The sequence below is a fragment of the Streptomyces sp. NPDC087310 genome (genome assembly GCF_044744405.1).
GTDB lineage: Bacteria > Actinomycetota > Actinomycetes > Streptomycetales > Streptomycetaceae > Streptomyces.
Map to the genome: position 1 here is coordinate 375191 of NZ_JBIUYF010000003.1, position 25102 is coordinate 400292.

A 25102-nucleotide genomic window follows, 5' to 3' on the forward strand; every position below is an offset into this window, starting at 1 on the left:
TGTGATCCTTACTTTTGGCTCCGTTGAAGGATCGGTTGTGCGCCGGTTCCACTGATCTTGGTCCAGTCGGGAAAGTTTTTCTCCCCCACAGCCGGTGGATGGAAAAAGACCAGGTCAAAGGTGGTGTGGTAAGGCCAGTATGACTTTGTCCACAGCGCTGTCCCCCGGTCCGTGCACAGGTTCGCCCATGTTCTCCACAGCATCTGGTCTCTCGTCCACATGGCCTGTGGATAACAAGATTGGCTGACGTCGCCGGCGGGCCTACCGTGGACCGGCGTCCGACGCGCCGGAACCGGAGTCAGACCTCTCGTTTTGTCAGTGTCGTGCCGTACAAAGAGTGGCACGGCGAGGTCCGCTGAGCGGACATGAGGAGGTGGCCGGTGAGCATTCCCGAGCCGTTGGACGACCCCTGGACCGACACCGGTCCCAGCGACCGTCTGCCTGTCTCCCGGCAGCGCCGTGGGGAGGGCCGGGGCCGCGAGGAGCAGCACGAGCGGGGCAGCGAGAGCGGCCCCTGGGACGGCGGTTCCGGAGGGTTCGAGCGGGTGCCTCCGCAGGATCTCGACGCGGAGCAGTCGGTCCTCGGCGGCATGCTGCTGTCGAAGGACGCGATCGCCGATGTCGTGGAGATCATCAAGGGCCATGACTTCTACCGTCCGGCCCACGAGACGGTCTTCCAGGCGATTCTCGACCTCTATGCCAAGGGTGAGCCGGCCGACCCGATCACGGTGGCGGCCGAGTTGGTCAAGCGCGGTGAGATCGGCCGGGTCGGCGGGGCCTCGTATCTGCACACGCTCGTCCAGTCGGTGCCCACGGCGGCGAACGCGTCGTACTACGCGGAGATCGTGCACGAGCGGGCGGTGCTGCGCCGGCTCGTGGAGGCGGGTACGAAGATCACACAGATGGGGTATGCGGCTGACGGGGATGTCGATGAGATCGTCAACTCCGCGCAGGCCGAGATCTACGCCGTCACGGAGCAGCGGACGAGCGAGGACTATCTGCCGCTGGGCGACATCATGGAGGGTGCGCTCGACGAGATCGAGGCGATCGGTTCGCGCAGCGGTGAGATGACCGGTGTGCCGACCGGCTTCACGGACTTCGACTCGCTGACGAACGGTCTTCACCCCGGCCAGATGATTGTCATCGCGGCCCGTCCGGCCATGGGTAAGTCCACGCTGGCGCTGGACTTCGCGCGGGCGGCGTCCATCAAGAACAATCTGCCGAGTGTGATCTTCTCCCTGGAGATGGGGCGGAACGAGATCGCGATGCGTCTGCTGTCGGCGGAGGCGCGGGTGGCGCTGCACCATATGCGGTCGGGCACGATGACGGACGAGGACTGGACGCGGCTGGCCCGCCGGATGCCGGACATCTCGCAGGCGCCGCTGTACATCGACGACTCGCCGAACCTGTCGATGATGGAGATCCGGGCGAAGTGCCGGCGTCTCAAGCAGCGCAATGACATCCGCCTGGTGGTCATCGACTATCTGCAGCTCATGCAGTCGGGTGGTTCGAAGCGGGCCGAGAGCCGCCAGCAGGAGGTCTCGGACATGTCGCGAAACCTGAAGCTGCTGGCCAAGGAGTTGGAGCTGCCGGTGATCGCGCTGTCGCAGCTCAACCGTGGCCCTGAGCAGCGTACGGACAAGAAGCCGATGGTCTCCGACCTGCGTGAGTCGGGCTCGATCGAGCAGGACGCGGACATGGTGATCCTGTTGCACCGTGAGGACGCGTACGAGAAGGAGTCGCCGCGCGCGGGCGAGGCGGACCTCATCGTGGCGAAGCACCGTAACGGTCCGACGGCGACGATCACGGTGGCGTTCCAGGGGCACTACTCGCGTTTCGTGGACATGGCGCAGACCTGAGCCCCTGGTCGTAGGTTCGCCGGTGCCGCCGAGGGGGTGCGTGTCGGCGGGGTGTGGGTGTTGCTATGCCGTTTTTCCGGCGTCGGCGGCTACGCGGACGAGGGTGTCGATGAGCTCGTCGGCGGTGGTGCGCAGGCTGTCCGTGGCCAAGTGGCCGCTGAGTTCCATGTCCGCGATGCCGTGGGTGCTGGTGAGCAGCAGGGCGCCGTAGTGCCGTGTGTTCCGTTCGCCGGTGAGGTCGGTGACGATGGCCAGGAACTCGTCCTGGAAGTGTCCGGCCGCGCGGATGCGGTCTGCGGTCGGGGTGTCCGCGGGTCCGCAGAGCTGACGCCGGACGCGGTCGAGTCCTTCGGCGAGGTCTTCGGGGCGGTGTCCGGTGCGCCTGAACAGCATCTGGTAGAGGTGCGGTTGGTCGCGGGCGACGGTGATGAGGGTGTGGAGCGCGCCGTGCAGCTTTTCGGAGTCCGTGAGGGCCGGGTCGGTGCGCAGGGTGTGGATCTGGTCGGCGATGCGTTGCCAGCTCTCGGTCGCGATGGTGGTCAGCAGGCTGTCCTTGCCGGTGAAGTGCCGGTAGGGCGCGCCCCGTGACACGCCTGCCCGTGCGCCCACTTCGCGCAGGGTGACCGCTTCGGGGCCGCCGAGGTCGAGGAGTTCGGCGGCCGCGTCGAGGAGTGCGCGGCGGGTGGCGGCGGCGGATTCCGCGCGGGTGACCATGGCGTCCATCATACAGTTGACGGTGTCATCTGAACTGTTAGCGTAGTAGAGGTGACAACGTCATCTGAAACTCAGAAGCTGATCGTCGTGACCGGGGCCTCCACGGGCATGGGCGCGTCGGCCGCCCGCGAACTGGCTCGCCGGGGGTTCCATGTCCTGGCCGGCGTGCGACGCGACCGTGACGCCGACGCCATCCGGTCGACCGGCATCGAACCGGTCATCCTCGACATCACCGAGCCCGAGCGCGTGGAGGCACTCGCCGCGCGGGTCACCGACGACCCGCGCGCACTGCACGCGCTCGTCAACAACGCCGGTGTCCAGGTGAACGCCCCGGTCGAGGCCCTGCCGATGGCGGAGTGGCGGCGGGTGTTCGAGGTCAACCTGTTCGGCCACATCGCCGTCACCCAGGCGCTCCTGCCCGCGCTGCTGAGCGGCAAGGGCCGGGTGGTCAACATCAGCTCGATCGGCGGCAAGTACGCCATGGCCACATACGGCGCGTACGCCGGCGCGAAGTTCGCCCTGGAAGCGGTCAGCGACTCGCTCCGCCGGGAGGTCGCGCCGCTGGGCGTCCAGGTGGTCGTGGTCGAGCCCGGCGGCGTCCGTACGGAGATCGCCGCCCGGGGGATCGCGACGGCGAACGACCTGGCCGCCGGGATGACACCGGAGCAGGACGAGCGTTACGGCGCCCTGGTGCGGGCGAACAACAGCTTGATGGCCTCGGGTACCGCGTCGGGCCTGACCGCCGACGCCGCCGCCCGGGTCATCGCGAAGGCCGTGACGACCCGCAGGCCGCGCACCCGCTACACCGCCGGCCGGGATGCCGCCCTGATCATGCGTCTGGGCCCGATGCTGTCCGACCGTACGCTCGACCGTGTCCTCGCCGCCAACCTGCGCCGCCACCACCCGAAGGGAGCCACCGCGGTCGCACCCCGGGGCTGCCGGGTGGGCCATGCCCGGTCCTAGAGGTTCCCGTTGGGCTCCGCCCCGTTGGGCTCCGTCCCGCACACGAGGTGCGTTTGTCTTATCGGCCGAGCTCGGCGGCTTTGACGGCGCGCTGGGCGAGGACGTCCTCACGGCGCTCCGCCATGGTCCGCAGCGCGTCCTTGCGGTCCCGTCTGGAGAGGCGGTCGAGATACGTGTGGCCGAGGAGGTGGTCGGTCTCGTGCTGAAGGCAGCGTGCGAAGTAGCCCGTTCCTTCGATGACGAGGGGGCTGCCGTCCTTGTCGAGCCCGCGCACGACGGCGTGATCCGTACGGGGGACCTCCATGGTGGCGCCGGGCACGGACAGACAGCCCTCGAAGTCGTCCAGGAGCCGCCGGTTGCCCGGATCGGGGAGTTCCAGAACCGGGTTGACGATGTGGCCGACATGCCGGACCCCGTGGTCGTCCGGGCAGTCGTACACGAACAGCCGGAGGCCGACGTCCACCTGGTTGGCGGCCAGTCCGGCACCGTCGGCCACGTACATCGTCACGAACATGTCGTCGATCAGCGCCGACAGTTCGGGGGAGCCGAACTCGGTCACGTCCTGGCACGGGCGGCTCAGAATCTCCTCACCCACCATGGTGACGCGGCGTACCGAACCGCGTTCCGCCTCCGGTGACCGGGCCGGATAGGAGTCGACGGGGCGGCCCTGTAAGTGGACTCGCCGGTCGAGGGGCCGGGGCCCCTCGTGCCGAACAGACATCACTGTCTCCTCTTCTGTGTACGCGGCGGATGCCGTGGACGTCACCGTGGCCCGGTGCCTTCGAGCGAGGACCGCTTGCCAAGTCCTTTGCAAAGTAGCAGAGTTTGCAAAGTGACTGAAGATGACGTCAACACCTCCCGCGACCGGGCACGCGACGCCGGGGGCGAACTCCGCGAGCACGAGGTCCGCACAGCCCTGCTGGACCTGCTCGCCGACGTGGGCACCGTCACGGCGACCGAGGCCGCCTCCCGGCTGGGGCACAGCTCCGGCCTGTGCTCCTTCCACCTGCGGCAGCTCGCACGCCACGGTTACGTCGAGGAGGCCCCCCACAGCGGGGGCCGCGCACGCCCCTGGCGTCTGCGGCAGCGCCACAGCGCTGCCGACGCGCCGTCGGTGGAGCCGTTCGGCGACCTGGCCCGGGGGCTGGAGGACGAGAGCTGGCAGCGGTGGCTGACCCAGCGGGACCGGGCGCCGGCCGAGTGGCGTCACGACGAAGCCTTCAGCGCCGTCGCCTATCTGACGCCTGAGGAGATGAGCCGGGTCGCGGACACGATCCGGCGGGCGCTCGCGCCCTACCAGGACCGCGAACAACGCCCCCTGGCCAGGCCGGACACCGCGCGGCCGGTGGCCCTCATCACCCGGCTGTTTCCCCTGCTTCCCGACGCGACGGAGCGCCCCTGAGGATCTGATCAGGGATGGCCTCGCCGGTGGTACCCCTCGGGCGAATGGGGATCGGGTCCTTGCGCTTTCCGCAAAGAACATTGTCAGCCCGTCATGGATGGGGGAAGTTGCTGGCGGAGGTGGTCACGATGACCCAACGACCCCAACGCGGTACTGATGGCCGGAATACGGGCAGCCCCGACGGGCCCGCCACGAGCGTGCTCGCGGCCGCCCCTTCGGGCTCGGGCGCCGCAGGAGCGGTCACTGCCGATCCCGTCGCCGAGGACGCGCGCCGTGCCGCGCGGGAGGCCCCGCACGAGCCCTTCTCCGCCGCGTCGGAAGCCCGCCTGTGCGAACTGGCCATGGGCGACCGGCGTCACGGCATCTGACCTCACCAGTGCTCGTCACCGAGATCACCGGTCTGCCGCCAGGGCAGGCGCTCGACGTGGGACGCGGTGAAGGCGCCGACGCGATCTGGCCGACCAGGCGCGGCCGGCAGGTCACCGCGGTCGACGTCTCCCGGACCGCTCTGGAGCGTGCCGCCGCCACGACACCGTCGGCACCCGCCGCCGCGCCTTCCGCCGAAGAGGTGTCACGTCGGTGAGCCGGGCCTGGCCGCTCGTTCGGCGGCGCTGCGCTCCACGCAGAATTCGTTGCCCTCGGGGTCCGCGAGGGTCACCCAGCCCAGGCCGTCGGGGCGGCGGTGGTCGGCCACGAGGGTGGCGCCCAGGGCGAGGACGCGTTCGACCTCCTCGTCGCGGGTGTGCTCCTGGGGCTGGAGATCGAAGTGGACCCTGTTCTTGGTGGTTTTGTCGTCGGGGACGGCGATGAACAGCAGCGTGACGCCTCGGGCTTCGAGGAGAGCTTCCGAGTCCCCGGGCAGGTCGTCGTCGGCGAGGGAGGCACCGAGGACCTTGGCCCAGAAGTTGCCCAGGGCGTAGGTGTCGGCGCAGTCGATCGATATGTGGCGTACGAGAGAAGTCATGCGGGTCACTGTGGTGACTGCTGTCGGACCTGTCCAGCGGGTTTTGCCGTGCGGTGTCCGGTTCCTGACGGCGCGTGGGTGGCGGGGGTGTCGGCACAGCGCGAAATGCGGTCGACGTGGCGGTACCGCATGGGTAGATGTGGTTCATGACCACACCTTGGGAAGAGTTGCTGCCCGGTACACGACGGGCTCTGTTGCATCGTATTGCTGTCGCGCAGGCGGAGGCACGGGTTCCCTCGGTGGTCGCGGCGGTGGCACGTGAGGGTCGGATGGTGTGGTCGGGGGCCCGGAGCTGCGTGGACGGGCACGCCCCGGACGCGGATACGCAGTACCGGATCGGGTCGATCACGAAGACGTTCACCGCCGTGCTGGTGTTGCGGCTGCGCGACGAGGGGCTGCTCGATCTCGCGGACCCGCTGGAGAAGCACCTTCCGGGGACGGGCGTCGGTGAGGTCACCGTCGCGCAGCTTCTCGCCCACAGCGCGGGGCTCGCCGCGGAGAGCCCGGCGCCGTGGTGGGAGCGGACACCGGGTGCGCTGCGCCCGGAGCTGGTGGACGTACTGGGAGAGCGGCCGGTGCTGCACCCCACCGGAAGGCGGCACCACTACTCCAACCCGGGTTTCACGCTGCTGGGTTCGCTGATCGAGGCGGTACGTGGCGCGTCCTGGGAGGAAGTGCTGCGGCGCGAGGTCCTTGAGCCGCTGTCCATGGACCGCACGACGGCGCGCCCGGTCGCGCCCGCGGCCGATGGCTGGGCCGTGCACCCGTGGGCGGATGTGATGCTGCCGGAGCCGGCCGTGGACCTGGGGCTGATGGCGCCGGCGGGGCAGCTCTGGTCGACCGCCGCCGACCTCTGCCGGTTCGCGGGTTTCCTCGCGGAAGGTGATGAGAACGTCCTGAGCGCGGCGTCCGTGGCGGAATTGAGGAAACCGGCGGTGGCGCCGGAGGCAGGGGAGTGGGACGGCCTCTACGGTTTCGGAACACAGGTGATTCGCCAGGGCGGCCGGACGCTCGTGGGGCATACGGGGTCGCTTCCCGGCTTTGTCGCCGGCCTGTGGGTGAGCGTGGAGGACGGGGTGGCCGCGGTGGCGCTGGCCAATGCCACGTCGGGGTTGGCGAGCGGATCGCTCGCGGCGGAGCTGGTGGGGATCGTGGCGGACGCGGAACCGCGGATCCCGGCGCCCTGGAAGCCACTGACCGAGGTGGACCAGGAGCTGCTGGCGCTCACCGGACCGTGGTACTGGGGAACACAGCCCGTCGGGCTGAAGCTGACGGCGGACGGCGGGCTGGAGCTGCGCCCGTTGCGCGGCGGTGGGCGGGGCTCGGTCTTTGTCGCGGCGGCCGACGGCGGCTGGACGGGGCTCGACGGCTACTACGCCGGGGAGACCTTGCGAGTGGTGCGACGGCCGGACGGATCCGTGAGCCATCTCGACCTCGGCTCGTTCGTCTTCACCCGGGCGCCGTACGAGCCGGGGGACGCGGTTCCCGGCGGGGTGGACGAGGCGGGCTGGCGCGGGCTCGGGGTACAGGACCGGTGGTGATGTTTCACGTGAAACCGGGCAGCGTGGCCGACGGACGGTAGAGTGCGACCGGGCCCGAAGCCGCAAGCGTGAATTGCGGCTTCGGGCCCGGCTGTTGGGGTGGATCGGTTGCTGGGGGGATGGGCTGTCGGGGTGGATCAGGGGCGGAACGCCTGGAGTTTCACGCCTCCGTTCCATGCCTCCAGCAGCCCGCGGTGGACCGCCGTCATGTCGTGCCGGGCGGCGAGCAGCAGGGCGTCCCGGGTGAAGGGGCAGGTGGCGACGAGCAGGGCGATGTCGGCCTTGTAGTCGAGCTTGGCCATGCCGATGAACTGCTGTACGTCGCCGCTGGTGACGGTCGCCGCAGGGGTGCGTGCCTTGCACTGGACGACGACGCGGCGCCCGTCGGGGGTGTAGGCGACGATGTCGGCTCCGGTGTCGCCGTGGCCGCCGGTCACCGTGACCGGATCGCATCCGTCGCGGCGGCAGAGCCAGGCGATGTGTTGCTCGAACTGGCGTGCGTTCATGGCGTCGAGTGCGCCCATCGAGCCGGCGGCCTCGCGCTCGCGCAGGATGCGCTTGAGGCGGGTCACCTCGTCTTCGAGGGTCTCGATCCGGGCGCGCTGGTCGCCGTCGTTCCGGATGGCGGTGTTGAGGACCGGGACGACGGCCGTGCCGATGGTGGTGCGGACGATGTCCTCGGCGAGGCGCGCGGCGTCCGCGTCGGCGGGTGCGGCGGGGTGCTGGGTGAGGGCGTCGGTGATGCGGGTGTCGATCCATTCCTGGAGCCTGTGGATAAAGTTGTCCACAGGCTCGACGGACTGATTCCGCTCGCTGTCGAGCAGGTACGTACGCACCTGACGTGCGACGATGCTGTCACGGAGCAGCATCGCGGTGTAGAGGACGGCGCGTCGGGAGAAGATCCCGACGGAGCGGCTGCGGGACTTGATTCCACAGACTTGCTTGAAGCACGTCAGTTCCTCGCCGCTGAGAACGCGGTATCCGTTGGACTGGAGTTCGCTCCGGTGGTCGTGGATGACAGCCCAGATGACGGTCTCGCCGACCTCGAAGTAGGCGGCGACATCCTTGGTCGTGGCGTGGAGGCCGTCGGGTGACAGGGCCAGTTCTTTGACCTTGTCGAGGACTTCGTCGCGTTCGGCGACACGTGCGCGCAGGGAGCTGGACTCCAGCAGAACTATCTCGTCGAGCATCTGATCCGTCTCCTCCTGGGCCGTGAGGCCCGTCGGAGGGGCGGGATCCCGATGGACATATGTCCCGCCCCCTTGCCGGGGGCAACGAGCCGGATCGGATAAGGATGCGGTTTTCAGATACTCAGTTTGAATCCGACGTGGGAGGCGGTGAAGCCGAGCCGCTCGTAGAAGCGGTGGGCCTCGGTGCGGGTGGCGTCGGAGGTCAGTTGGACCAGTTGGCAGCCTTCGCGGCGTGATGCGTCGATCGCCCATTCGATGAGCTGGGTGCCGAGGCCGCTGCCGCGTTCGTCGGAGTGGACCCGTACGGCTTCGACGAGGGAGCGGGTGGCGCCGCGGCGGGAGAGCCCGGGGACGATGGTGAGCTGGAGTGTTCCGACCACGCGGTCATCGCGTACGGCCACGACGAGGTGCTGGTTCGGGTCGGCGGCCAGGCGTTCGAAGGCCGCGGTGTAGGGGGTGAGGTCGTCGGGGGACTCGCGCTGTGCGCCGAGCGCGTCGTCCGCCAGCAGGGCCACGATGGCAGGGATGTCGTCGGGGACCGCGGGCCGTATCTCCAGGTCGTTCATGGTCGGCAGGGTACGCCGCGGGGGCGACGGGTCAGCCTGTGGCCAGGTTCAGGGGGGCGAACCGCCGGGCTCGGTCGCCCGGCAGGTCGGGGACGCCGTAGGTCATGAGTGTGGTGAGGGCGGTCCGTTCCGGACCGTGCTCCTTGAGCCAGCTCAGCAGTTCCTCGTGGCGTACGTCGACGGAGGTGCGCACCGGCCGGTCCGGGCCGGGGGCGACGGCGGTGATCAGGGCCTTGGCGGTGTCGGTGTCCCGGGCGACGACGGGGCCGATGACATCGGATGCCGCGGTGGGCCAGGCTGCCGCGTAGCCGGTGATCGTGGAGGCTTCCTCGGCGACGCGGAGGCGGTCGGCGAAGGCGGGGAGCCGGGCGAGGAGGTGAGTGCGGTCCGCTCCGAAGACTTCGTGGTCGAGGCGGACGATGGCGGGCAGGTCGGCGGCGGTCGCGGTCCGGGTGGCCACGGGGGACGCGGTGGGGCCGGGGGTCCGCAGGCGGCCGAGGACGGTCTCCGTGGAGCCGATGGCGGTGAAGCCGAGCCGTTCGTAGAGCGGTTTGCCCTGGGGAGTGGCGTGAAGGACGAGCGGGGTGGACCCGGCCTCGTGCAGGACGTGCCGCATCAGGCGCTGCCCGAGGCCCTGGCGGGCGTGCCGGCCGGCGACGAGGAGCATGCCGACGGCGGCGAGTTCTCTGCCGTAGGAGGTGACGACGCAGACGGCGGCCAGGCCCTTGCCGTCCGGGTCGTCGATGCCGTGTCCGGTGCTCGCCGACAGGAGCAGGCCCCATCGGTGCTCTTCGCGTGCCCAGTCGCGGTCTTCGGCGAGGTCCGCGCAGGCCGTGAGGTCTCTCATGGTCAGGCGTCGGATGGGCAGTGCGGAGAGCGGTGTCGGCATGGGGATCAGGCTGGCGGAGCCGGTGATCGTTCGTCCACCGTTTTACGGGAAGTAGTGAGGGAGCGGAGGTGTCGGCGAAGGCGGGAAGCCGGCTCGCGGAGACGGCGATGTGGAGGACGAGGAGGATCCGTGCGTGGGCCGCTTGCGTTGTTTCACGTGAAACACGGTGCCTGCCGGGCGGCCGGTGGGCGTCTGCCCGCGTGAGCAACCGCGGGGACTAATCTCGGCGTACATGGTGAGTATTCGGCGTACATGGTGAGTGTGGGGAGCACGGTGAGCGGACGCAGGCTTCATCTCTTCGACCTCGACGGCACGCTGATCCGTGGTTCGGCCGCCGCGGTGGAGATCTCCCGGCAGTTGGGGCTGGGCCGTGAGATCGCGGAGCTGGAGCGTGGTTTCCTCTCGCGGGGGCTGGCGCCGGACGAGTTCGCGGTACGGGCGCGGGAGTTGTGGGCCGAGCTGACGGTGGAGCAGGTGGCGGCGGCTTTCGAGGGTGCTCCGTGGCTTTCGGGAATCCGTGAGGTCTGGGCGGACATCCGGAAGAGGGGGGATTACTGCGCTGTTATCTCCCTCTCGCCTGATTTCTTTGTTTCGCGGCTGTTGGAGTGGGGTGCGCACGCCACTCATGGTTCACGGTGGCCGGCTCTGCCTTTTGTCGAGCCGGTGGACCGGTCGGGCATCCTCGATCCGGCCGCGAAGGTGAAGATCGCGAACCGGCTGTGTGCGGAGTTCGGGGTGGGGCTGGACCGCTGTGTTGCCTATGGTGATTCGATGTCCGATGCGGAGATCTTCACGGTGGTGCCCTGTGCCGTGGCCGTGAACGCTGATCATCACCTGGCGGGGCTCGCCACGCACACGTACTCGGGAGGCGATCTGCGTGAGGTCTATGAACTGGTGCGCCTCCAGCAGTAATACTCTGACCCGGAGGTGCCGTGGAAACGCGGCGGGGAGCCGGCGATTGAGCGCGGGAGCGATGCACCCTAACGGTAAATCCAGCGTGGATGCCCGAACTTCGCGCTCTTTGTCCGCTGTGGTGACATGGCCTGCCATGCTGCGACGACGGGTGGTGCGCGCTATGTCGCATTCCTGTGCCTCGGGTACCGCAGGGGCTGTGGCGGGGTTCGGGGCGGGCTGTTGACAGTCCGAGTCAGAACGGGGAATTGCTTGCGTATTCCGGACCAGCGGAAGTGCGCAGACCGACCGAAAGATGTTCGAGGCGAGGCACATCATGGACGCTCCGACCACCACGTCCGCTGACAACGGCACTTCCGGGGACAGCGGCGGCTCCGGGGAGCGCGCGGGCGGCGGCTGGTTCGCCCCTCGCCGGGCGCCGAGCGGCCAGGGCCGGCCGGACCCGGCGGCTCCGGGCGGTGCCGGGGAGGCGGCGGGCCGGGACCGAATACCCCCCCAGGGCCGCACCTTCGCCTCGATACGCCCGGTGGGTTCCGGCGGGACCCGTACCGCGCCGCCACCGCGTGAGGGAGCCACGGCCCCGGACCGGGAACCGGCCGTGGAACAGCCGGCTCCCGTGCAGCCGCCCGAGGACGACGGGGTTCCCGACGCGTTCCGGCCGCGTGCCAAGGCGGCGCGCGCGGACGAGGGCCCCGCAGCACATCCGCAGGTCTCCGAGGGCCCCGGGACGACGGGAGGCGGGGTCGGCGGGCCCGTTTCCGCCGCAGCCGCGGAGGCAGCCGTACGGTCGGCCGCCGCGCGCCCCGGTCCCGTACCGCCGGACTCGGTGGACGCCGTACGGCACCATCCCGTTCAGCCGGAGTACGAGCGGCCCCCGGGCGCGGAGAGCGCCGACGGGCCGCCCGCCCCGGCGGAGCAGGTCACGGAGTGGTCCGGTGACGGGCAGCCCGCGGAGGGTGCGGAGGGTGCCTCTCTGCCGCCGCAGGCGCCGGTGTCGGCCGCGCTGCCGCCCGAGGCACCGGTCGCCGCCCAGGCGGCCCCTGCGGCCCCGGCCGCCCCTGCCGCCCAGGCGGCCCCTGCGGGGCAGCCGTCCGTCGTGCCGCCCCCTCCCGCGGCGCCCGACCCGAACGCCTCGCCGGACGCGATCCTCGTCCGCCGTACGCTGGCCGAGATCGCCCCGGTGTCCGATCAGGTCACCTCGTACTTCTACTCGCTGCTCTTCGTGCGCCATCCGGATCTGCGGGGGCTGTTCCCCGTGGCGATGGACGCGCAGCGCGACCGGCTGCTCAAGGCGCTGCTGACGGCCGCCGAGCACATGGACTCGCCCGCCGTTCTCACGGACTATCTGCGGCAGCTCGGCCGTGGGCACCGCAAGTACGGCACCCAGTCCGCGCACTACCCGGCGGTCGGTGAGGCCCTCATGGGGGCGCTGGCGCGTTACGCCTCGGCCAGTTGGGACGAGGACACCGAGGGCGCCTGGGTGCGGACGTACACGACCATCTCCCAGATCATGATCGACGCGGCGGCCGAGAACGAGCAGCACGCTCCGGCGTGGTGGCAGGCCGAGGTGGTCTCGCACGAGTCGCGGACCTCCGACATCGCCGTGGTCACGGTCCGGCCCGACCAGCCGTACCCGTTCCTCGCCGGGCAGTACACGAGTCTGGAGACGCCGTGGTGGCCGCGGGTCTGGCGGCACTACTCCTTCGCGTCGGCGCCCCGCCCGGACGGTCTGCTGTCGTTCCACGTGAAGGCGGTCCCGGCCGGCTGGGTGTCCAACGCGCTGGTCCACCACGCCCGTCCCGGTGACATCCTGCGGCTGGGGCCTCCGGCCGGTTCGATGACCGTCGACCACAGCAAGGACAACGGTCTGCTCTGTCTGGGCGGGGGCACCGGTATCGCGCCGATCAAGGCGCTCATCGAGGATGTCGCCGAGCGCGGGCACCGGCGTCCGGTGGAGGTGTTCTACGGCGCGCGCAGCGATCATGACCTGTACGACATGGAGACGATGCTGGAGCTGGAGAGCGCCCACCCGTGGCTGTCGGTGCGTCCGGTGGTCGCGGAGGGCCCCACGGCGGGGCTGACGGGGCGGCTTCCCGAGGCGGTGCGCGACCACGGTCCGTGGCATGAGTTCGACGCGTATCTGTCGGGGCCGCCCGGGATGATCCGCAGCAGTCTGGACGCGCTGCGGGGCTCCGGGATCCCCTCGGAGCGGATCCGCCACGACTCCCTGGACGAGCTGGTCGCGGCCATGTAGCGGCGCCCGGGGATCACCGGCCGGGCGCCGCCCGGCCGGTGATCCGCAGGTCAGCCCAGGTCGGGGGCGTGCATCGCGCGTACGCCCTCGATGTTGCCGTCCAGGTAGTGGCGCAGGGACAGGGGTACGAGATGGACGGCGGCGATGCCGACGCGGCTGAACGGCACCCGGACGATCTCGTACTCCCCGGACGGTTCGTCGATCTCGGGGCCGTGGCGCAGTGAGGTGTCCATCGAGTCCAGCCGGCAGACGAAGAAGTGCTGGACCTTCACGCCGGTGACGCCGCCGTCGGCGATGTGCTCCACGGTGTCGACGAAGCACGGCACCACATCGATGATCTTCGCGCCGAGTTCCTCGTCCACTTCGCGGTGGAGGGCGTCGACGACGGTGGCGTCCGTTCTCTCGACGCCGCCACCGGGGGTGAGCCAGTACGGGTCCACCCCTGGCTTGGTCCGTTTGATCAGGATCAGGTCGTCGCCGTCCAGCAGGATGGCGCGTGCGGTGCGCTTGACCACGGGCCGTTCGGTCATGGGAAGAGGTTCGCCCGTCCCACCCCTTCTGAAACTCCCGGCGGCCCATCGGATCGCGGGCCCGTCGTCCCGGCCGTCCGCCGGTCCGTCTGTGCCGGTCACCACTGCACGGCGGCCCGCAGCAGCCACTCGTGAGCCCGCGCGACCGGCGGCAGGGCGAGTGTGCCGGTGCGTACGGCCAGGAAGTAGGTGCGCAGCGGGGGTACGGGCGGGTCGAGGAGGGCGACGACCTCGCCGCGCTCCAGGGCCGCCTCGCAGAGGTAGCGGGGCAGGACGGCGAGTCCGGCGCCCGCCGCCGTGCACTCCAGGACGGCCCGCAGGTCGGGGGCGATCACGGTGCCGGCCGCCGCGGGCCGGGTCTCGAACACGGTGGCCCAGTAGCGGGAGACGAAGGGCAGCGATTCGTGGACCTCGACCACCGGGAGCTGTTCGAGGAGTACGACGCCCTCGCGCAGCACCTCGTGGCCGAGGCGGGCCGCCCAGCGGGGGGCCGCGATCAGGACGTGTTCTTCGTCGCAGAGCGGAGTCGCGGTGAGGAGTCCGCCGCGTGGCCGGGCGGTGGTGATGGCCAGATCATGATGTCCGGCGGCCAGCCCTTCCAGGGTTTCCTCGGAGTTTCCGAAGAACGAGGTGCGCAGTGCGAGGCCCTGGGCGGTGAGCGGGGTGAGTGCGGGCAGGGCGCGCAGGGAGGTGAATTCGGGGGGTCCGGCGAGATGGAGGGTCCGTACGCCGGATTCCTCGTCGAGTCCGGTCTCGGCGATCTCGACCAGTGCGTCGAGGTGGGGTGCGGCGCGGTGCGCGAGTTCGTCGCCGATGGTGGTGGGGGTGACGCCGCGGGCCTGGCGGAGGAAGAGGGGGCGTCCGAGCTGCCGTTCCAGGGTCCTGATCTGGCCGGTCACGGCGGGTTGGGAGAGGCCGAGGAGGGCGGCGGCGCGGGTGAAGGAACCGGCGCGGTGCACGGTGACGAAGGTGCGCAGCAGAGCCAGGTCCATGTCCCGCTCTCCCGTCTTGAACCGCGCCCGCGCCCTGTCCCGACAGGGCCTCGCCCCCCGCGGCGCCCCCGCTGTGCCAACTATAAATAAGTCGATAGGCCGCTGTCGCTACTGTGATTGGACACTGACGCAGAGTCAACTAGCCTTGGTGGAATGGTTCTCCGCGCGTGGAGCGGCGTGGAACCTGGGACGGTCCGAGCCATGAGGGGGGAGGCTCGGACCGTCTCTTTCGTATACGGAGTCCGTCGGTGGCGGGGTCGGTGGCCGGGCCGTTGGCGGGCGGCGGCCGGTGGGTGTCAGCGCACCGTGTCGAGGGCGTGCAGGACGTCGGTGAGCAGGTCGTCGGGGTCCTCGGCGCCGACGGAGAAGCGGATGAAGCCTTCCGGTACGGCGTCGCCGCCCCAGCGTCCGCGCCGCTCGGCGGTGGATCGTACGCCGCCGAAGCTGGTCGCCTCCTCCACGAACCGCAGCTCTCCGAGGAAACGTTCCGCCTTGTCGCGGTCGGGCAGGACGAAGGAGACCACGGAGCCGAAGCGGCGCATCTGGCGGGCGGCCACGGCGTGCGAGGGGTCCTCGGGCAGCCCGGGATGGCGCACCGCGCTCACGTCGTCGCGTTCCGCCAGTGCGCGGGCGAGGACCAGCGCGTTGGCGCACTGGCGCTCGACACGGAGGTGGAGGGTGGCCAGCGAGCGGTGTGCGAGCCATGCCTCCATGGGCCCGGGGATCGCCCCGACGACCTTGCGCCAGCGCCGGACGCCCGCGGCGAGTTCCGGGTCGCCGCTGGTCACATGGCCGAGGAGGAGGTCGCCGTGGCCGGTCATGCCCTTGGTGTCGCTGGCCACGGAGAAGTCCGCGCCGAGTTCCAGCGGGCGCTGGCCGAGGGGGGTGGCGAGGGTGTTGTCGACGGCGACGAGGGTGCCGCCGGCGTGCGCCTCGCGCACGAGCCGGCGAATGTCGCAGACGTCGAGTCCGGGGTTGGACGGCGACTCGATCCACAGGAGGCGGGCCCCGGCCAGGATGCGGAGCTGGGCGTCGCCGCCGGTCGGCGCGGTGCGCACCTCCACGCCGTACGCCTCCAGGCGTTCGCGCAGCAGCGGAAGGGCCTGGTAGCCGTCGTCGGGCAGGACGACCGCGTCGCCGGCCCGGAGCTGGGAGAAGGCCACCGCGGAGATCGCGGCCATCCCGGAGGCGAAGGCGACGGTCTCGACGGGTCTGCCGGGCGCTTCCAGCTCGCTGATGGCCTGTTCGAGACGGGTCCAGGTCGGGTTCTCGTCGCGGCCGTAGGTGTACGGTCCGGTCGGGTCGCCCGGCAGGTGGAAGTGGGCGGCGAAGACCGGCCCGGGGAGGGTCGGTTCGTGCTTCACCGGCTCGGGAAGCCCGGCTCGCACGGCTCGTGTGCCGTCACCGATGTCCAGGGAGTGGTGCACGGGGTCGTTCATGGCCGGCTCAGTCGTTGTCGTCGGGGAGCGCGACGTTCAGCGCCCACGACACGACGGAGATGACCAGGCCGCCGAGCACGGCCGTCCAGAACCCCTCGACCTGGAAACTCAGGCTCAGCTTGTCCGCGAGCCAGGAGGTCAGCAGCAGCATCAGGGCGTTCACCACCAGGGTGAACAGCCCCAGGGTGAGGATGAACAACGGCAGGGTCAGCAGCTTCAGCACCGGCTTGACGAGGAAGTTGACCAGCCCGAAGAGCAGCGCCACCAGGACCAGCGTCAGCGCCTTCTTGCCGGTGTTCTCACCGGTCAAGGTGATGTTCTGGAGCAGCCAGATCGCCACCGCCAGGGCCGCCGCGTTGGCGATCGTCTTGACTAGGAAATTCTTCATGGTCTGATCGTGGCATGAAGGCATTCCGACTGGATGAGCTGGAGGCGGAGCGTGCCGCCAACGACGGCGCGTATCTGCAGTTTGTACGGGAACGCACCATGTCTGTGGGTCTGTACGCGCTGGACGCGGGCGCGAGCGACCCGCAGCAGCCGCACCGGCAGGACGAGGTGTACTTCGTCGTGAGCGGCCGGGCGTCGATCACGGTCGGGACGGAGACGACGCAGGTCGGCCGCGGCAGTGTGGTCTACGTACCGGCCGGGGCCGCGCACAAGTTCCACCACATCACGGAGGATCTGCGGGTGATGGTCGTGTTCGCGCCGCCCGAGGGGTGACCCTCAGGCGCTTCTCAGGGTCGGATCAGGGGAGAGCGGGGGCTGCGGGGCCGCCAGGGAGGCTGCCGCGCCTCTAGCATCGAAGGCGTACGACGGTCACATCAGGAACTCGGTGAAGCGAGGTAAGGACGATGGCGGTTCGGGAGATTTTCACGGGAATGCCGTGGTGGGTGAAGTGGATCGCGGTGCCCGTGATCGCCGTCGTGGTCTTCGGCGGGCTGATCATGAGCCTGCTCGCGTTCGTGATCGGCGTGCTGTTCAAGGTGCTGATATTCGTCGCCCTCGTCGGCGGACTGATCTACGTCGTGCGGAAGTTCACGGCGTCCTCGTCGTCCTCGCGTGGTGACTGGTAGGGCTGTCAGTCCATAGGTCTGTTAGCCCGCCAGGGGGAAAGGTGAACGGGAAACCAACCCTGGCTGTGACCTGCCCCTAAAGTGACTCACCTCTGCCGCACCCGGCGGGCTCCGGCCCGTCCGCACGCCTGGGGGTGATCTTTGGTCACAGCTACATCCGCCGCGGCTCCCACGCTGATCGGCTCGGTGCGGCGGGCGCTGCGGTTGCTGGAGTCGGTGGGGTCCCATCCCGACGGGGCCACCGCGAAGCAGCTCGCCCGCGAGACGGGGCTCGCTCTCCCCACGGCCTATCACCTGCTGCGCACCCTCACCTACGAGGGCTATCTCCGCCGCGAGAGGGGCGTCTTCGTCCTCGGGGACGCCGCGCAGCGGCTGGTGCACGCCGGAGCCGTCCGCAGCCGCCGCGCCACTCTCGTCAAGGTCCTCGCCCGGCTGCGTGACGCGATGGGTGTCCCCGTGTACTTCGCGGTCTACCACGAGGGCGAGATGGACCTCGTCTCCGTGGCCGACAGTCCCGCGTGCCCCGCGGTCGTCGCACGGGCCGACTTCCGCGCGACGGCCCATGCCCACGCGATCGGCCAGTGTCTGCTGAGCCAGCTCGACGAGGCGTCCCGCCGCGACCACCTGGACCGCTATCCCGTCCGCCCGCTCACGCCGTACTCGGTGACGGACCGGAGCACCCTGCTGGAGCGCCTCGCCTCGCTGGGGCGGATGGAACCGGTCGTCTCCCGGCAGGAGTACCGGATCGGCACGGTCTGTGCCGCCGTACCCGTCACGGTCGGTTCCACGGCCGCTGCCGTGGCCATTTCTATACCGGTCTGTCAACAGGAACGACTGCTTCCGACGGTCGAACGGTTACGCAGAGAGATCGGATCGCTGCTGACCTCGCAAATCCTCTCTATCAGTATCTGAAAAATTACTCCTTGTGATCCGCTAGCGCTTACAGGACGATTGCGTCAAGAGGGTCAACGGGGATCATTACCAGCCACTGTTCCATCTACTCCGGAGTACAACGATGCGCGAGTCGGTCCAGGCCGAGGTCCTGATGAGCTTCCTCGTCTCCGAGGAGCTGTCGTTCCGTATCCCGGTGGAACTCCACTACAAGGTGGCTGATCCCTACGCGGTGCGGATGACATTCCATCTGCCCGGCGATGCGCCTGTGACCTGGACTTTCGGTCGCGAACTGCTCCTCGACGGCATCAACACGCCCAGCGGGGACGGTGATGTGCACATCTCGCCGACGACGCCCGAGGACCTCTCGGACGTCCATATGCGGCTCCAGGTCGGCGACGACCACGCGCTCTTCCGCGTCAGTGCCGCGCCGCTGGTCGCCTTCCTGGACCGTACGGACCGGTTGGTCCCGCTGGGCCAGGAGCGCACGCTCAGTGACTTCGAAGGCAGTCTTGAGGAGGAGCTGGGCCGCATCCTCGCCGAGGAGAACGCCGGCTGACGGTCCGCGGAGGGGGCCGTCCGGGTGATTCTGGTGTCCCGGGTGGGCTCCGCCCGGCCTACTTCTTGCGGCGGCGGCCCCGGCCGCCCGGTCCGCGCACCGGCGGGGTCGGTACCAGGACCCCCGGGGCCTCCTGAAGCTCCCACTCCGGACCGGCCCCGGGTCCCGCCCCCGGTCCGTCCGGTCCGTCCGGGGCGGGCGGCGCGGACGGGGCGGGCGGCGCGGACGGGGCCGCGGGGCTCTCCGGGGCGGACCGGTCGGCGGAGACCACCAGCGCCGCCAGCGCCGTCGTCACCGGCACCGACGCGACCAGACCGATCGACCCCACCAGCGTCCGTACGATCTCCTCCGCCACCAGCTCACTGTTGGCGACCGCCCCCACGCTCGACTGCGCGATCGAGAAGAGCAGCAGCAGCGGCAGCGCGGCACCCGCGTAGGCCAGCACCAGCGTATTGACCACCGACGCGATGTGGTCCCGGCCGATCCGGATCCCCGCCCGGTACAGCGCCCGCGGCCCCATCGTCGGGTCGGCCTGGCGCAGCTCCCACACCGCCGAAGTCTGCGTCACCGTCACATCGTCGAGCACACCGAGCGAACCGATGATCACCCCGGCCAGCAGGAGGCCGCTCATGTCGATCTCCGGGTAGAGGCCGTGGATCAGCCCCGTGTTGTCATCAGTGTTGCCGGTCAGGCTCGCCCAGCCGATGAAGAGCGACCCCAGCAGGCCGATCAGCAGCAGCGAGATCAGGGTGCCGAGCACCGCCACCGAGGTACGGGCCGTCAGGCCGTGGCACAGATACAGCGCGACCAGCATGATCGCGCTCGCCCCCACCACCGCCACCACCAGCGGATTCGAGCCCTGGAGGATCGCCGGCAGGATGAACAGCGTCAGGATCGCGAACGAGACCACGAGCGCGACCAGCGCCATGACCCCTCGCATCCGCCCCACCACGATCACCGCGATCGCGAAGATCCCGGCCAGCAGCGTCAACGGGAACTGGCGGTCCACATCGGACACCGAGTACTGGAGATCCCGGGGAGCGTCCGGCGCATAGGCGACCACAACACCCTGTTTCACGTGAAACTGCCGCGGCGCGTCCGGCTGGACGATCTCGATGAAAGTGTGACCCTTCTCCTTGCCGCTCTTCAGCTCGACCGTCGCCTTCTTGCACTCGCCGGTCTCCTCCCGCACCGCCTCGCGGCCCTGGGGCGTCGAGGTGTCACCGGTCGACGGGACCTGCGAGGCGTTCACGTCCTTGCAGGCGACCCGCTCAAGCTGGACCACCTGGCCCTCGAAGGTCTGCCGGTCGAAACCCACACCGGTCCGCTCGTGCGCGGGCGCACCGCCCGGCCAGAGCACGGCGAGCCCGACCACCACGGCGGCCGCGAACGGAATCAGCACCGCCGCGATCACCTTGCGGAGGTGCCGGGAGACCGGCACGGCGGGGCCATGACTGTGCGAGTGGCCGTGCGATTCGTGAGACTGCGTGGGTGGGGTCACCGACCGATCATCGCAAGAAGGTGGAGGAAGCGTGGGGCCCTCTGTTCAGCGCGCCCGATATGACGCTAGCGTGGGGGCACCTTTGCACACGCGGGAGCTCGGAGCACCGGGCTGAGAGGGCGCTGACGTGTAGTCCCGGGGACGGTTACCCGGACACCTGCGCTGCGCCGACCGCTGAACCTGTTACCGGGTAATGCCGGCGTAGGGAGTAGGTCTCATGACCATTCAGGACGCACACACGCCTGCCTCCGGCTCGGAGGACACCAGCGCGGACCCGGCCCCCTCGGGCGGGACCGCGGGCGAACGGTCCATCGGCTGGCACAAGGGATACATCGAGGGGTCCCGCCCCGATCTCCGGGTGCCGGTCCGCCAGGTCCACCTCACCAACGGCGCGGATGTCACGCTGTACGACACCTCGGGGCCGTACACGGATCCCACCGTCGACACCGACGTACGCCGCGGTCTCGCGCCGCTGCGGGAGAACTGGATCATCGGCCGCGGCGACACCGAGGAGTACGCGGGCCGGCCGCCCCGCCCCGAGGACGACGGGCTCAAGCACACCTCCCCGCGCGGGGGGCAGCTCCGGAGCGGAACGACCGATCTGCGGGGGCTCGACGCGGTCTTCCCCGGGCGGCCACGCCAGCCGCGCCGTGGCCGCCCGGGCCGGGCGGCCACCCAGCTCGCGTACGCCCGCCGGGGGGAGGTCACCCCGGAGATGGAGTACGTCGCGATCCGCGAGAACGTCTCCCCGGAGGTCGTCCGCGAGGAGATCGCCGCCGGCCGCGCCGTACTGCCGGCCAACGTCAACCACCCGGAGATCGAGCCGATGATCATCGGCAAGCGGTTCCTGGTGAAGGTCAACGCCAACATCGGCAACTCCGCGGTCACCTCCTCCATCGAGGAGGAGGTGGAGAAGATGACGTGGGCGACCCGCTGGGGCGCGGACACGGTCATGGACCTCTCCACCGGCCGCAACATCCACACCACCCGCGAGTGGGTGCTGCGCAACTCCCCCGTGCCCATCGGCACCGTGCCGCTCTACCAGGCGCTCGAAAAGGTCGACGGCAAGGCCGAGGAGCTGACCTGGGAGATCTACAAGGACACGGTGATCGAACAGGCCGAGCAGGGCGTCGACTACATGACGGTCCACGCCGGTGTCCTGCTGCGGTACGTGCCGCTCACCGCCCGCCGCAAGACCGGCATCGTCTCGCGCGGCGGCTCGATCATGGCCGCCTGGTGCCTCGCGCACCACAAGGAGTCGTTCCTGTACGAGAACTTCGACGAGCTGTGCGAGATCCTCGCCGCGTACGACGTGACGTACTCCCTCGGCGACGGTCTGCGGCCGGGCTCCATCGCGGACGCCAACGACGAGGCGCAGTTCGCCGAGTTGCGCACACTGGGCGAGCTCAACTCGATCGCCAAGAGCCACCACGTACAGACGATGATCGAGGGCCCGGGCCATGTCCCGATGCACAAGATCAAGGAGAACATCGACCTCCAGCAGGAGATCTGCGAGGAGGCGCCGTTCTACACACTCGGCCCGCTGACCACCGATGTGGCCCCGGCGTACGACCACATCACCTCCGGGATCGGCGCGGCGATGATCGCCTGGTGGGGTACGGCGATGCTCTGCTACGTCACGCCCAAGGAACATCTCGGCCTGCCCGACCGCGACGATGTGAAGACCGGCGTCATCACGTACAAGATCGCGGCTCACGCGGCGGATCTCGCCAAGGGGCATCCCGGGGCGCAGGAGTGGGACGACGCGCTGTCGGACGCCCGGTTCGAGTTCCGCTGGGAGGACCAGTTCAATCTGGCGCTCGACCCGGACACGGCACGGGAGTTCCATGACGAGACGCTGCCTGCGGAACCGGCGAAGACGGCGCACTTCTGCTCGATGTGCGGGCCCAAGTTCTGCTCGATGAAGATCTCGCAGGACATCCGGCGCAGGCACGGCGGCGAGATGGCGGGCGGCGCGGGGACGGACGGCGCGGACGGGGCCGGGGTGCCGGCGGACGAGATCGAGGCGGGCATGGCGGAGAAGTCCAAGGAGTTCGCCGCATCCGGCAACCGGGTCTATCTGCCGCTGGCCGACTGACCGTTCCGGCGCCGGTCCGGGCCGAGGTCCGGGGCACGAGGCAAGACGGTCCGGGCCGAGGCCCGAAGCAAGACGGTCCGAGATCGGCGGTCCGGGGTTGCGCGGGCGGGTTCGGGGCACCCGGCGGGGTTATTCCGGCCGGTGCTCCGGGCCGCCGAAGTCGGGGCTGGTGAAGTCCGGGCCGCTGAAGTCCGGGCTGCTGAAGTTCGGCCGCCGTCCGGCGGTGGAGCCCTCGTCGGGGCTGCTGAAGTCCGGCCTGCTGTAGCCGATCTTGGGGAGCTGCTTGACCGTACGGGGCGGGCTCGGCGCCGCCGGGTCCGCGCTCGGGTCGGCGAGGGCCGCCCGCAGGAAGGGCAGGATGCCGCGCTCCAGCAGGGCGTGGCGCCATGCCTCGCGTGCCCGGGCGACCTCGTCGGGCAGCTCTCCGCCGGCCGTCTCGTCGGCGGGAAGCTGCGTCGAGCTGTTGCGCAGCGCGGTGACCAGCAGCCCTACCGCGGCGGCGAGGATGCCGAGCGCGGTGACGGCGGCGAAGAACCAGCCCACGGCGAGCATGCTGTCCGCGAACGCGGGCGCCGGGTCGAGCGCCTTGAGGAGAAAACCGACCAGCAGGAAGATCGCCGCGGCGGTGCCGCCGAGGAGCGGGACCAGGACCGTGATGACGGCCGCGAGCCCGGCACCGGAGTCCGTCGCGTCGTCCTCCGCGGGCTCCAGGACCGAGTCGCGGACCGACGCGGCGGTGCCCGGCGAGCGGAACTCCCCGCGGATCTTGGCGTAGTGCTCGTACTCGGCCGCCGCGGACGCGGTGATCCGTTCCGTCGCGTTCAGCGCCATGGTGCGCAACTGCTCCGCGTTGAGCCGCTGCCCGACCGTGGCGAGGTCCGGACGTTCGTGCGCATTGCGCAGTACATCGCCAAGGATCCGCTCGAAATCCGCGCGATCCTCGCTCAGCAGGTGCGGAGCGCTTTTCATGTGCATCCCCCGATACTCCGTAGGGCCGTTGCGCCCGTGTGGAACGAGCCGCAGTCGGCGGAAACGGAGGAGAGCCTGCTACGGATAAGCCGATGGTAGAGCGGTTTTGGCGTGGCGTGACAGGGGGTTTCCGGAAAACACCTGTCCTACATTGATTCAGTTGGCCAACGGAAGCCGTACGACCAGCAGTTTCCCCGCCATCGTCACTCCGCCGTCCATGGCGATGGCAAGACCGTCGGCATATACGTGTGGCCCTTCCACCACCGGTCCGGTGTCGTCTTCGTCGTCGGACGCGTCTTCTGTGCCGACTTCGCCGAGCAGATAGGGAATCGGGCTGTGGCCGTGGACGACACGTCCTCCGCCGTACTGGGAGAGGAGTTCCTGGACGGCCTGCGGGCCGCCTTCGTCACGGAACGCGAAGCGTTTGGTGAGTTTGCGGAAGAGGTCCCAGCATTCGTCGGCGTCATTGCGCGTGAGGATCTGGTGGACCGTGTCGTTGACGTCGTCGATGGACGAACCGTAGTCGAGATAGGCCGTGGTGTCGGAGTGCATCAGCAGATGCCCGTCCTCCTCGACGACCGCGTCGAGCCGGGACATCCACTGGAGATGGACGTCCTGGAGGCGCTCCATGTCGGTGCGCTGGCCGCCGTTGAGGATCCAGGCGGCCTGGAAGGTGGCGGTGCCCGCACCGGAGTTGACGGGCGTGTCGCCGAACCGCTTGGCGCCGATGAGGAGCAGTTCGTGATTGCCCATCAGGGCCTTGCAGTAGCCGCCGGCCGCCGCGGCCTCCGCGGAGAGCCGCATGACGAGGTCGATGACGCCGATGCCGTCGGGGCCCCGGTCGGTGAAGTCGCCGAGGAACCAGAGGCGGGCGTTCCCGGCCGACCAGCGGCCTTCGCCGTCGATGAGGCCCTGTTCACCGAGGGCGGCGACGAGTTCGTCGAGATAGCCGTGCACGTCACCGACGACGAAGAGCGGTCCCGGTCCGTCGGTCTCGGCCTCCTCGGCGGGGGCGACGACGGCCTGCACGGTGTCGCCCCGGTTGACCCTCGTGATCACCGGGAGGTCGCGCTCGGTCGGCGTGTACCCCTCCGGAAGTTCGTCGGCGGGTACCGCGTCGCCGGGGTGGCCCGAGACGTCCGCCGCGGGGCGCTCGGGGGCGCCGGGCGGGTGTTCCGCGGTGGCGGCGAGGGGCGCCGGGACGGCGGCCCCCTGCCCGGGGGCGGTGACCGGCTGGTCCCGTACGGCGTCCGACCGGTCCCGTACGGCGACCTGGTCCCGTACGGCGGCCGGCTGCTCCGGTGCGCCACCGGCGGGACCCGGAGGGCCCCCCGGCGCGGGAGCGGCCGGTGCGGGCCGTCCCGGCTCTCCGGACTGCACGGGAACCTGCGCGTACGGCGGTACGCGGAAGTCGCGCAACGTCGCCGTCCGCACCACGGGTCCCTGACCGGCCCCCTGTGTCATCGACCCCTCCACCACCGTCGTGCCGCCGTACACCTCTCGGCCCCGCCGCGCCGCCGGACGGGGTGAGCCCGTCGGCGGAAAAAGGGAAGGTCCGTGGTGTCGTGCGCCCATCATAGGAATGACCTCGGGCCTCTGTGACGCACCAGGGGTGGTGAATCCGATCGTACCGCCGGTTCGGCGGCTGTTTTCTCGCTGATCGCCCGAAATGCGGAAGGTCCGGCCGTTCGGCCTCTTGCCGGGATCCGCGGGTCGCGCGCTGTCGTACGGCCGCGAACGCCGTTCCGCCGGCGGTCGCGTCCCGCTTTCGTACCGCCTCCGTACCGGTTCCGCAC

At 70.1% G+C, this 25102-nt stretch carries 24 protein-coding genes, 2 pseudogenes and 1 riboswitch; of the genes and pseudogenes, 13 read left to right on the top strand and 13 right to left on the bottom strand.

Annotated elements, in window-relative coordinates:
- The first annotated feature begins 398 nt into the window (after positions 1-398).
- Entirely contained in the window at positions 399-1859 is a 1461-nt protein-coding gene (gene dnaB, locus ACIO3P_RS12220) for a replicative DNA helicase (protein WP_401794046.1), read from the top strand.
- A 63-nt stretch (positions 1860-1922) separates the two neighbouring features.
- Here dnaB and ACIO3P_RS12225 read toward each other — a convergent pair whose 3' ends face one another.
- Complete coding sequence (locus ACIO3P_RS12225) at positions 1923-2573, bottom strand: TetR/AcrR family transcriptional regulator (RefSeq protein ID WP_401849122.1); 651 nt, start codon at positions 2571-2573, stop codon at positions 1923-1925.
- Between the two features lie 51 nt (positions 2574-2624).
- Between ACIO3P_RS12225 and ACIO3P_RS12230 the strand changes: the two genes are divergently transcribed.
- On the top strand, positions 2625-3536 hold the full coding sequence (locus tag ACIO3P_RS12230; RefSeq protein ID WP_401849124.1) for an SDR family NAD(P)-dependent oxidoreductase: 912 nt from the start codon (positions 2625-2627) through the stop codon (positions 3534-3536).
- Between the two features lie 58 nt (positions 3537-3594).
- Here the strand turns inward: ACIO3P_RS12230 and def are convergent, their stop codons facing one another.
- Positions 3595-4257, bottom strand: a complete 663-nt coding sequence (gene def / locus ACIO3P_RS12235) for a peptide deformylase (protein ID WP_401849125.1) — start codon at positions 4255-4257, stop codon at positions 3595-3597.
- A gap of 111 nt (positions 4258-4368) precedes the next feature.
- Here def and ACIO3P_RS12240 point away from each other — a divergent pair, with 111 nt between their 5' ends.
- The 3 genes and pseudogenes from ACIO3P_RS12240 to ACIO3P_RS12250 all read left to right on the top strand — a co-directional run.
- Positions 4369-4938: a winged helix-turn-helix domain-containing protein gene (locus tag ACIO3P_RS12240; protein ID WP_401849126.1), complete on the top strand. Its 570-nt coding sequence runs from the start codon at positions 4369-4371 to the stop codon at positions 4936-4938.
- 128 nt (positions 4939-5066) lie between these two features.
- Entirely contained in the window at positions 5067-5306 is a 240-nt protein-coding gene (locus ACIO3P_RS12245; RefSeq protein ID WP_329822839.1) for a hypothetical protein, read from the top strand.
- Positions 5267-5473 (top strand): annotated as a pseudogene (locus ACIO3P_RS12250) (methyltransferase domain-containing protein); the annotation flags it as partial. The gene ACIO3P_RS12245 and the pseudogene ACIO3P_RS12250, both read left to right, overlap by 40 nt.
- 45 nt (positions 5474-5518) lie before the next feature.
- Here the strand turns inward: ACIO3P_RS12250 and ACIO3P_RS12255 are convergent.
- Positions 5519-5902: pseudogene (locus ACIO3P_RS12255) on the bottom strand (VOC family protein); the annotation flags it as partial.
- A 146-nt stretch (positions 5903-6048) separates the two neighbouring features.
- Between ACIO3P_RS12255 and ACIO3P_RS12260 the strand changes: the two are divergent.
- The gene (locus ACIO3P_RS12260; protein WP_329822840.1) at positions 6049-7443 is read left to right on the top strand and encodes a serine hydrolase domain-containing protein; all 1395 of its coding nucleotides are present in this window, start codon (positions 6049-6051) and stop codon (positions 7441-7443) included.
- Positions 7444-7580: 137 nt separating this feature from the next.
- Here the strand turns inward: ACIO3P_RS12260 and ACIO3P_RS12265 are convergent, their stop codons facing one another.
- From ACIO3P_RS12265 to ACIO3P_RS12275, 3 genes are all read right to left on the bottom strand, one after another.
- Entirely contained in the window at positions 7581-8633 is a 1053-nt protein-coding gene (locus tag ACIO3P_RS12265; protein ID WP_401849127.1) for a restriction endonuclease, read from the bottom strand.
- Between the two features lie 113 nt (positions 8634-8746).
- Positions 8747-9199: a GNAT family N-acetyltransferase gene (locus tag ACIO3P_RS12270; RefSeq protein ID WP_401849129.1), complete on the bottom strand. Its 453-nt coding sequence runs from the start codon at positions 9197-9199 to the stop codon at positions 8747-8749.
- 31 nt (positions 9200-9230) lie between these two features.
- Positions 9231-10088: a GNAT family N-acetyltransferase gene (locus tag ACIO3P_RS12275; protein ID WP_329822843.1), complete on the bottom strand. Its 858-nt coding sequence runs from the start codon at positions 10086-10088 to the stop codon at positions 9231-9233.
- A gap of 252 nt (positions 10089-10340) precedes the next feature.
- On the opposite strand from ACIO3P_RS12275, the gene ACIO3P_RS12280 reads away from it, so the two are divergent.
- Both ACIO3P_RS12280 and ACIO3P_RS12285 read left to right on the top strand, forming a co-directional pair.
- Positions 10341-11000 carry an HAD-IB family phosphatase gene (locus tag ACIO3P_RS12280; protein WP_329822844.1) on the top strand — a complete coding sequence of 220 codons (660 nt, stop codon included), beginning with the start codon at positions 10341-10343 and terminating at the stop codon, positions 10998-11000.
- Positions 11001-11316: 316 nt separating this feature from the next.
- Positions 11317-13254 (top strand): globin domain-containing protein, encoded by a 1938-nt coding sequence (locus ACIO3P_RS12285; RefSeq protein ID WP_329822845.1) that lies wholly within the window; start codon positions 11317-11319, stop codon positions 13252-13254.
- A gap of 50 nt (positions 13255-13304) precedes the next feature.
- Here the strand turns inward: ACIO3P_RS12285 and ACIO3P_RS12290 are convergent, their stop codons facing one another.
- The 4 genes from ACIO3P_RS12290 to ACIO3P_RS12305 all read right to left on the bottom strand — a co-directional run bounded on the left by ACIO3P_RS12290 (position 13305) and on the right by ACIO3P_RS12305 (position 16603).
- Positions 13305-13784, bottom strand: coding sequence for an NUDIX domain-containing protein (locus tag ACIO3P_RS12290; RefSeq protein WP_384913418.1), 480 nt, complete (start codon positions 13782-13784; stop codon positions 13305-13307).
- 98 nt (positions 13785-13882) lie between these two features.
- The gene (locus tag ACIO3P_RS12295) at positions 13883-14776 is read right to left on the bottom strand and encodes a LysR family transcriptional regulator (RefSeq protein WP_329822847.1); all 894 of its coding nucleotides are present in this window, start codon (positions 14774-14776) and stop codon (positions 13883-13885) included.
- Between the two features lie 296 nt (positions 14777-15072).
- Positions 15073-16215, bottom strand: a complete 1143-nt coding sequence (locus ACIO3P_RS12300) for a cystathionine gamma-lyase (RefSeq protein ID WP_401849131.1) — start codon at positions 16213-16215, stop codon at positions 15073-15075.
- Positions 16216-16222: 7 nt separating this feature from the next.
- Positions 16223-16603: a phage holin family protein gene (locus tag ACIO3P_RS12305; protein ID WP_399296180.1), complete on the bottom strand. Its 381-nt coding sequence runs from the start codon at positions 16601-16603 to the stop codon at positions 16223-16225.
- Positions 16604-16617: 14 nt separating this feature from the next.
- Between ACIO3P_RS12305 and ACIO3P_RS12310 the strand changes: the two genes are divergently transcribed.
- The 4 genes from ACIO3P_RS12310 (at position 16618) to ACIO3P_RS12325 (ending at position 18738) form a co-directional block, all read left to right on the top strand.
- Entirely contained in the window at positions 16618-16935 is a 318-nt protein-coding gene (locus ACIO3P_RS12310) for a cupin domain-containing protein (protein WP_329822850.1), read from the top strand.
- A 131-nt stretch (positions 16936-17066) separates the two neighbouring features.
- Positions 17067-17288, top strand: a complete 222-nt coding sequence (locus tag ACIO3P_RS12315; protein ID WP_329822851.1) for a DUF5326 family protein — start codon at positions 17067-17069, stop codon at positions 17286-17288.
- Between the two features lie 141 nt (positions 17289-17429).
- Positions 17430-18200: an IclR family transcriptional regulator gene (locus ACIO3P_RS12320; protein ID WP_401849132.1), complete on the top strand. Its 771-nt coding sequence runs from the start codon at positions 17430-17432 to the stop codon at positions 18198-18200.
- Between the two features lie 103 nt (positions 18201-18303).
- Complete coding sequence (locus tag ACIO3P_RS12325) at positions 18304-18738, top strand: SsgA family sporulation/cell division regulator (RefSeq protein ID WP_329822853.1); 435 nt, start codon at positions 18304-18306, stop codon at positions 18736-18738.
- Between the two features lie 58 nt (positions 18739-18796).
- Here ACIO3P_RS12325 and ACIO3P_RS12330 read toward each other — a convergent pair whose 3' ends face one another.
- Positions 18797-20239, bottom strand: a complete 1443-nt coding sequence (locus tag ACIO3P_RS12330; protein WP_401849133.1) for a YibE/F family protein — start codon at positions 20237-20239, stop codon at positions 18797-18799.
- Between the two features lie 80 nt (positions 20240-20319).
- A riboswitch (TPP riboswitch) is annotated at positions 20320-20464 on the top strand.
- On the opposite strand from ACIO3P_RS12330, the gene thiC reads away from it, so the two are divergent.
- Entirely contained in the window at positions 20457-22337 is a 1881-nt protein-coding gene (gene thiC / locus ACIO3P_RS12335) for a phosphomethylpyrimidine synthase ThiC (RefSeq protein ID WP_401849134.1), read from the top strand. (Overlaps the previous riboswitch by 8 nt.)
- 129 nt (positions 22338-22466) lie before the next feature.
- Here thiC and ACIO3P_RS12340 read toward each other — a convergent pair whose 3' ends face one another.
- Together ACIO3P_RS12340 and ACIO3P_RS12345 are read right to left on the bottom strand one after the other, a co-directional pair.
- Positions 22467-23312, bottom strand: a complete 846-nt coding sequence (locus ACIO3P_RS12340; RefSeq protein ID WP_329822856.1) for a hypothetical protein — start codon at positions 23310-23312, stop codon at positions 22467-22469.
- A 150-nt stretch (positions 23313-23462) separates the two neighbouring features.
- Positions 23463-24770 (bottom strand): metallophosphoesterase, encoded by a 1308-nt coding sequence (locus tag ACIO3P_RS12345; protein ID WP_401849136.1) that lies wholly within the window; start codon positions 24768-24770, stop codon positions 23463-23465.
- Between the last annotated feature and the right edge of the window lie 332 nt (positions 24771-25102).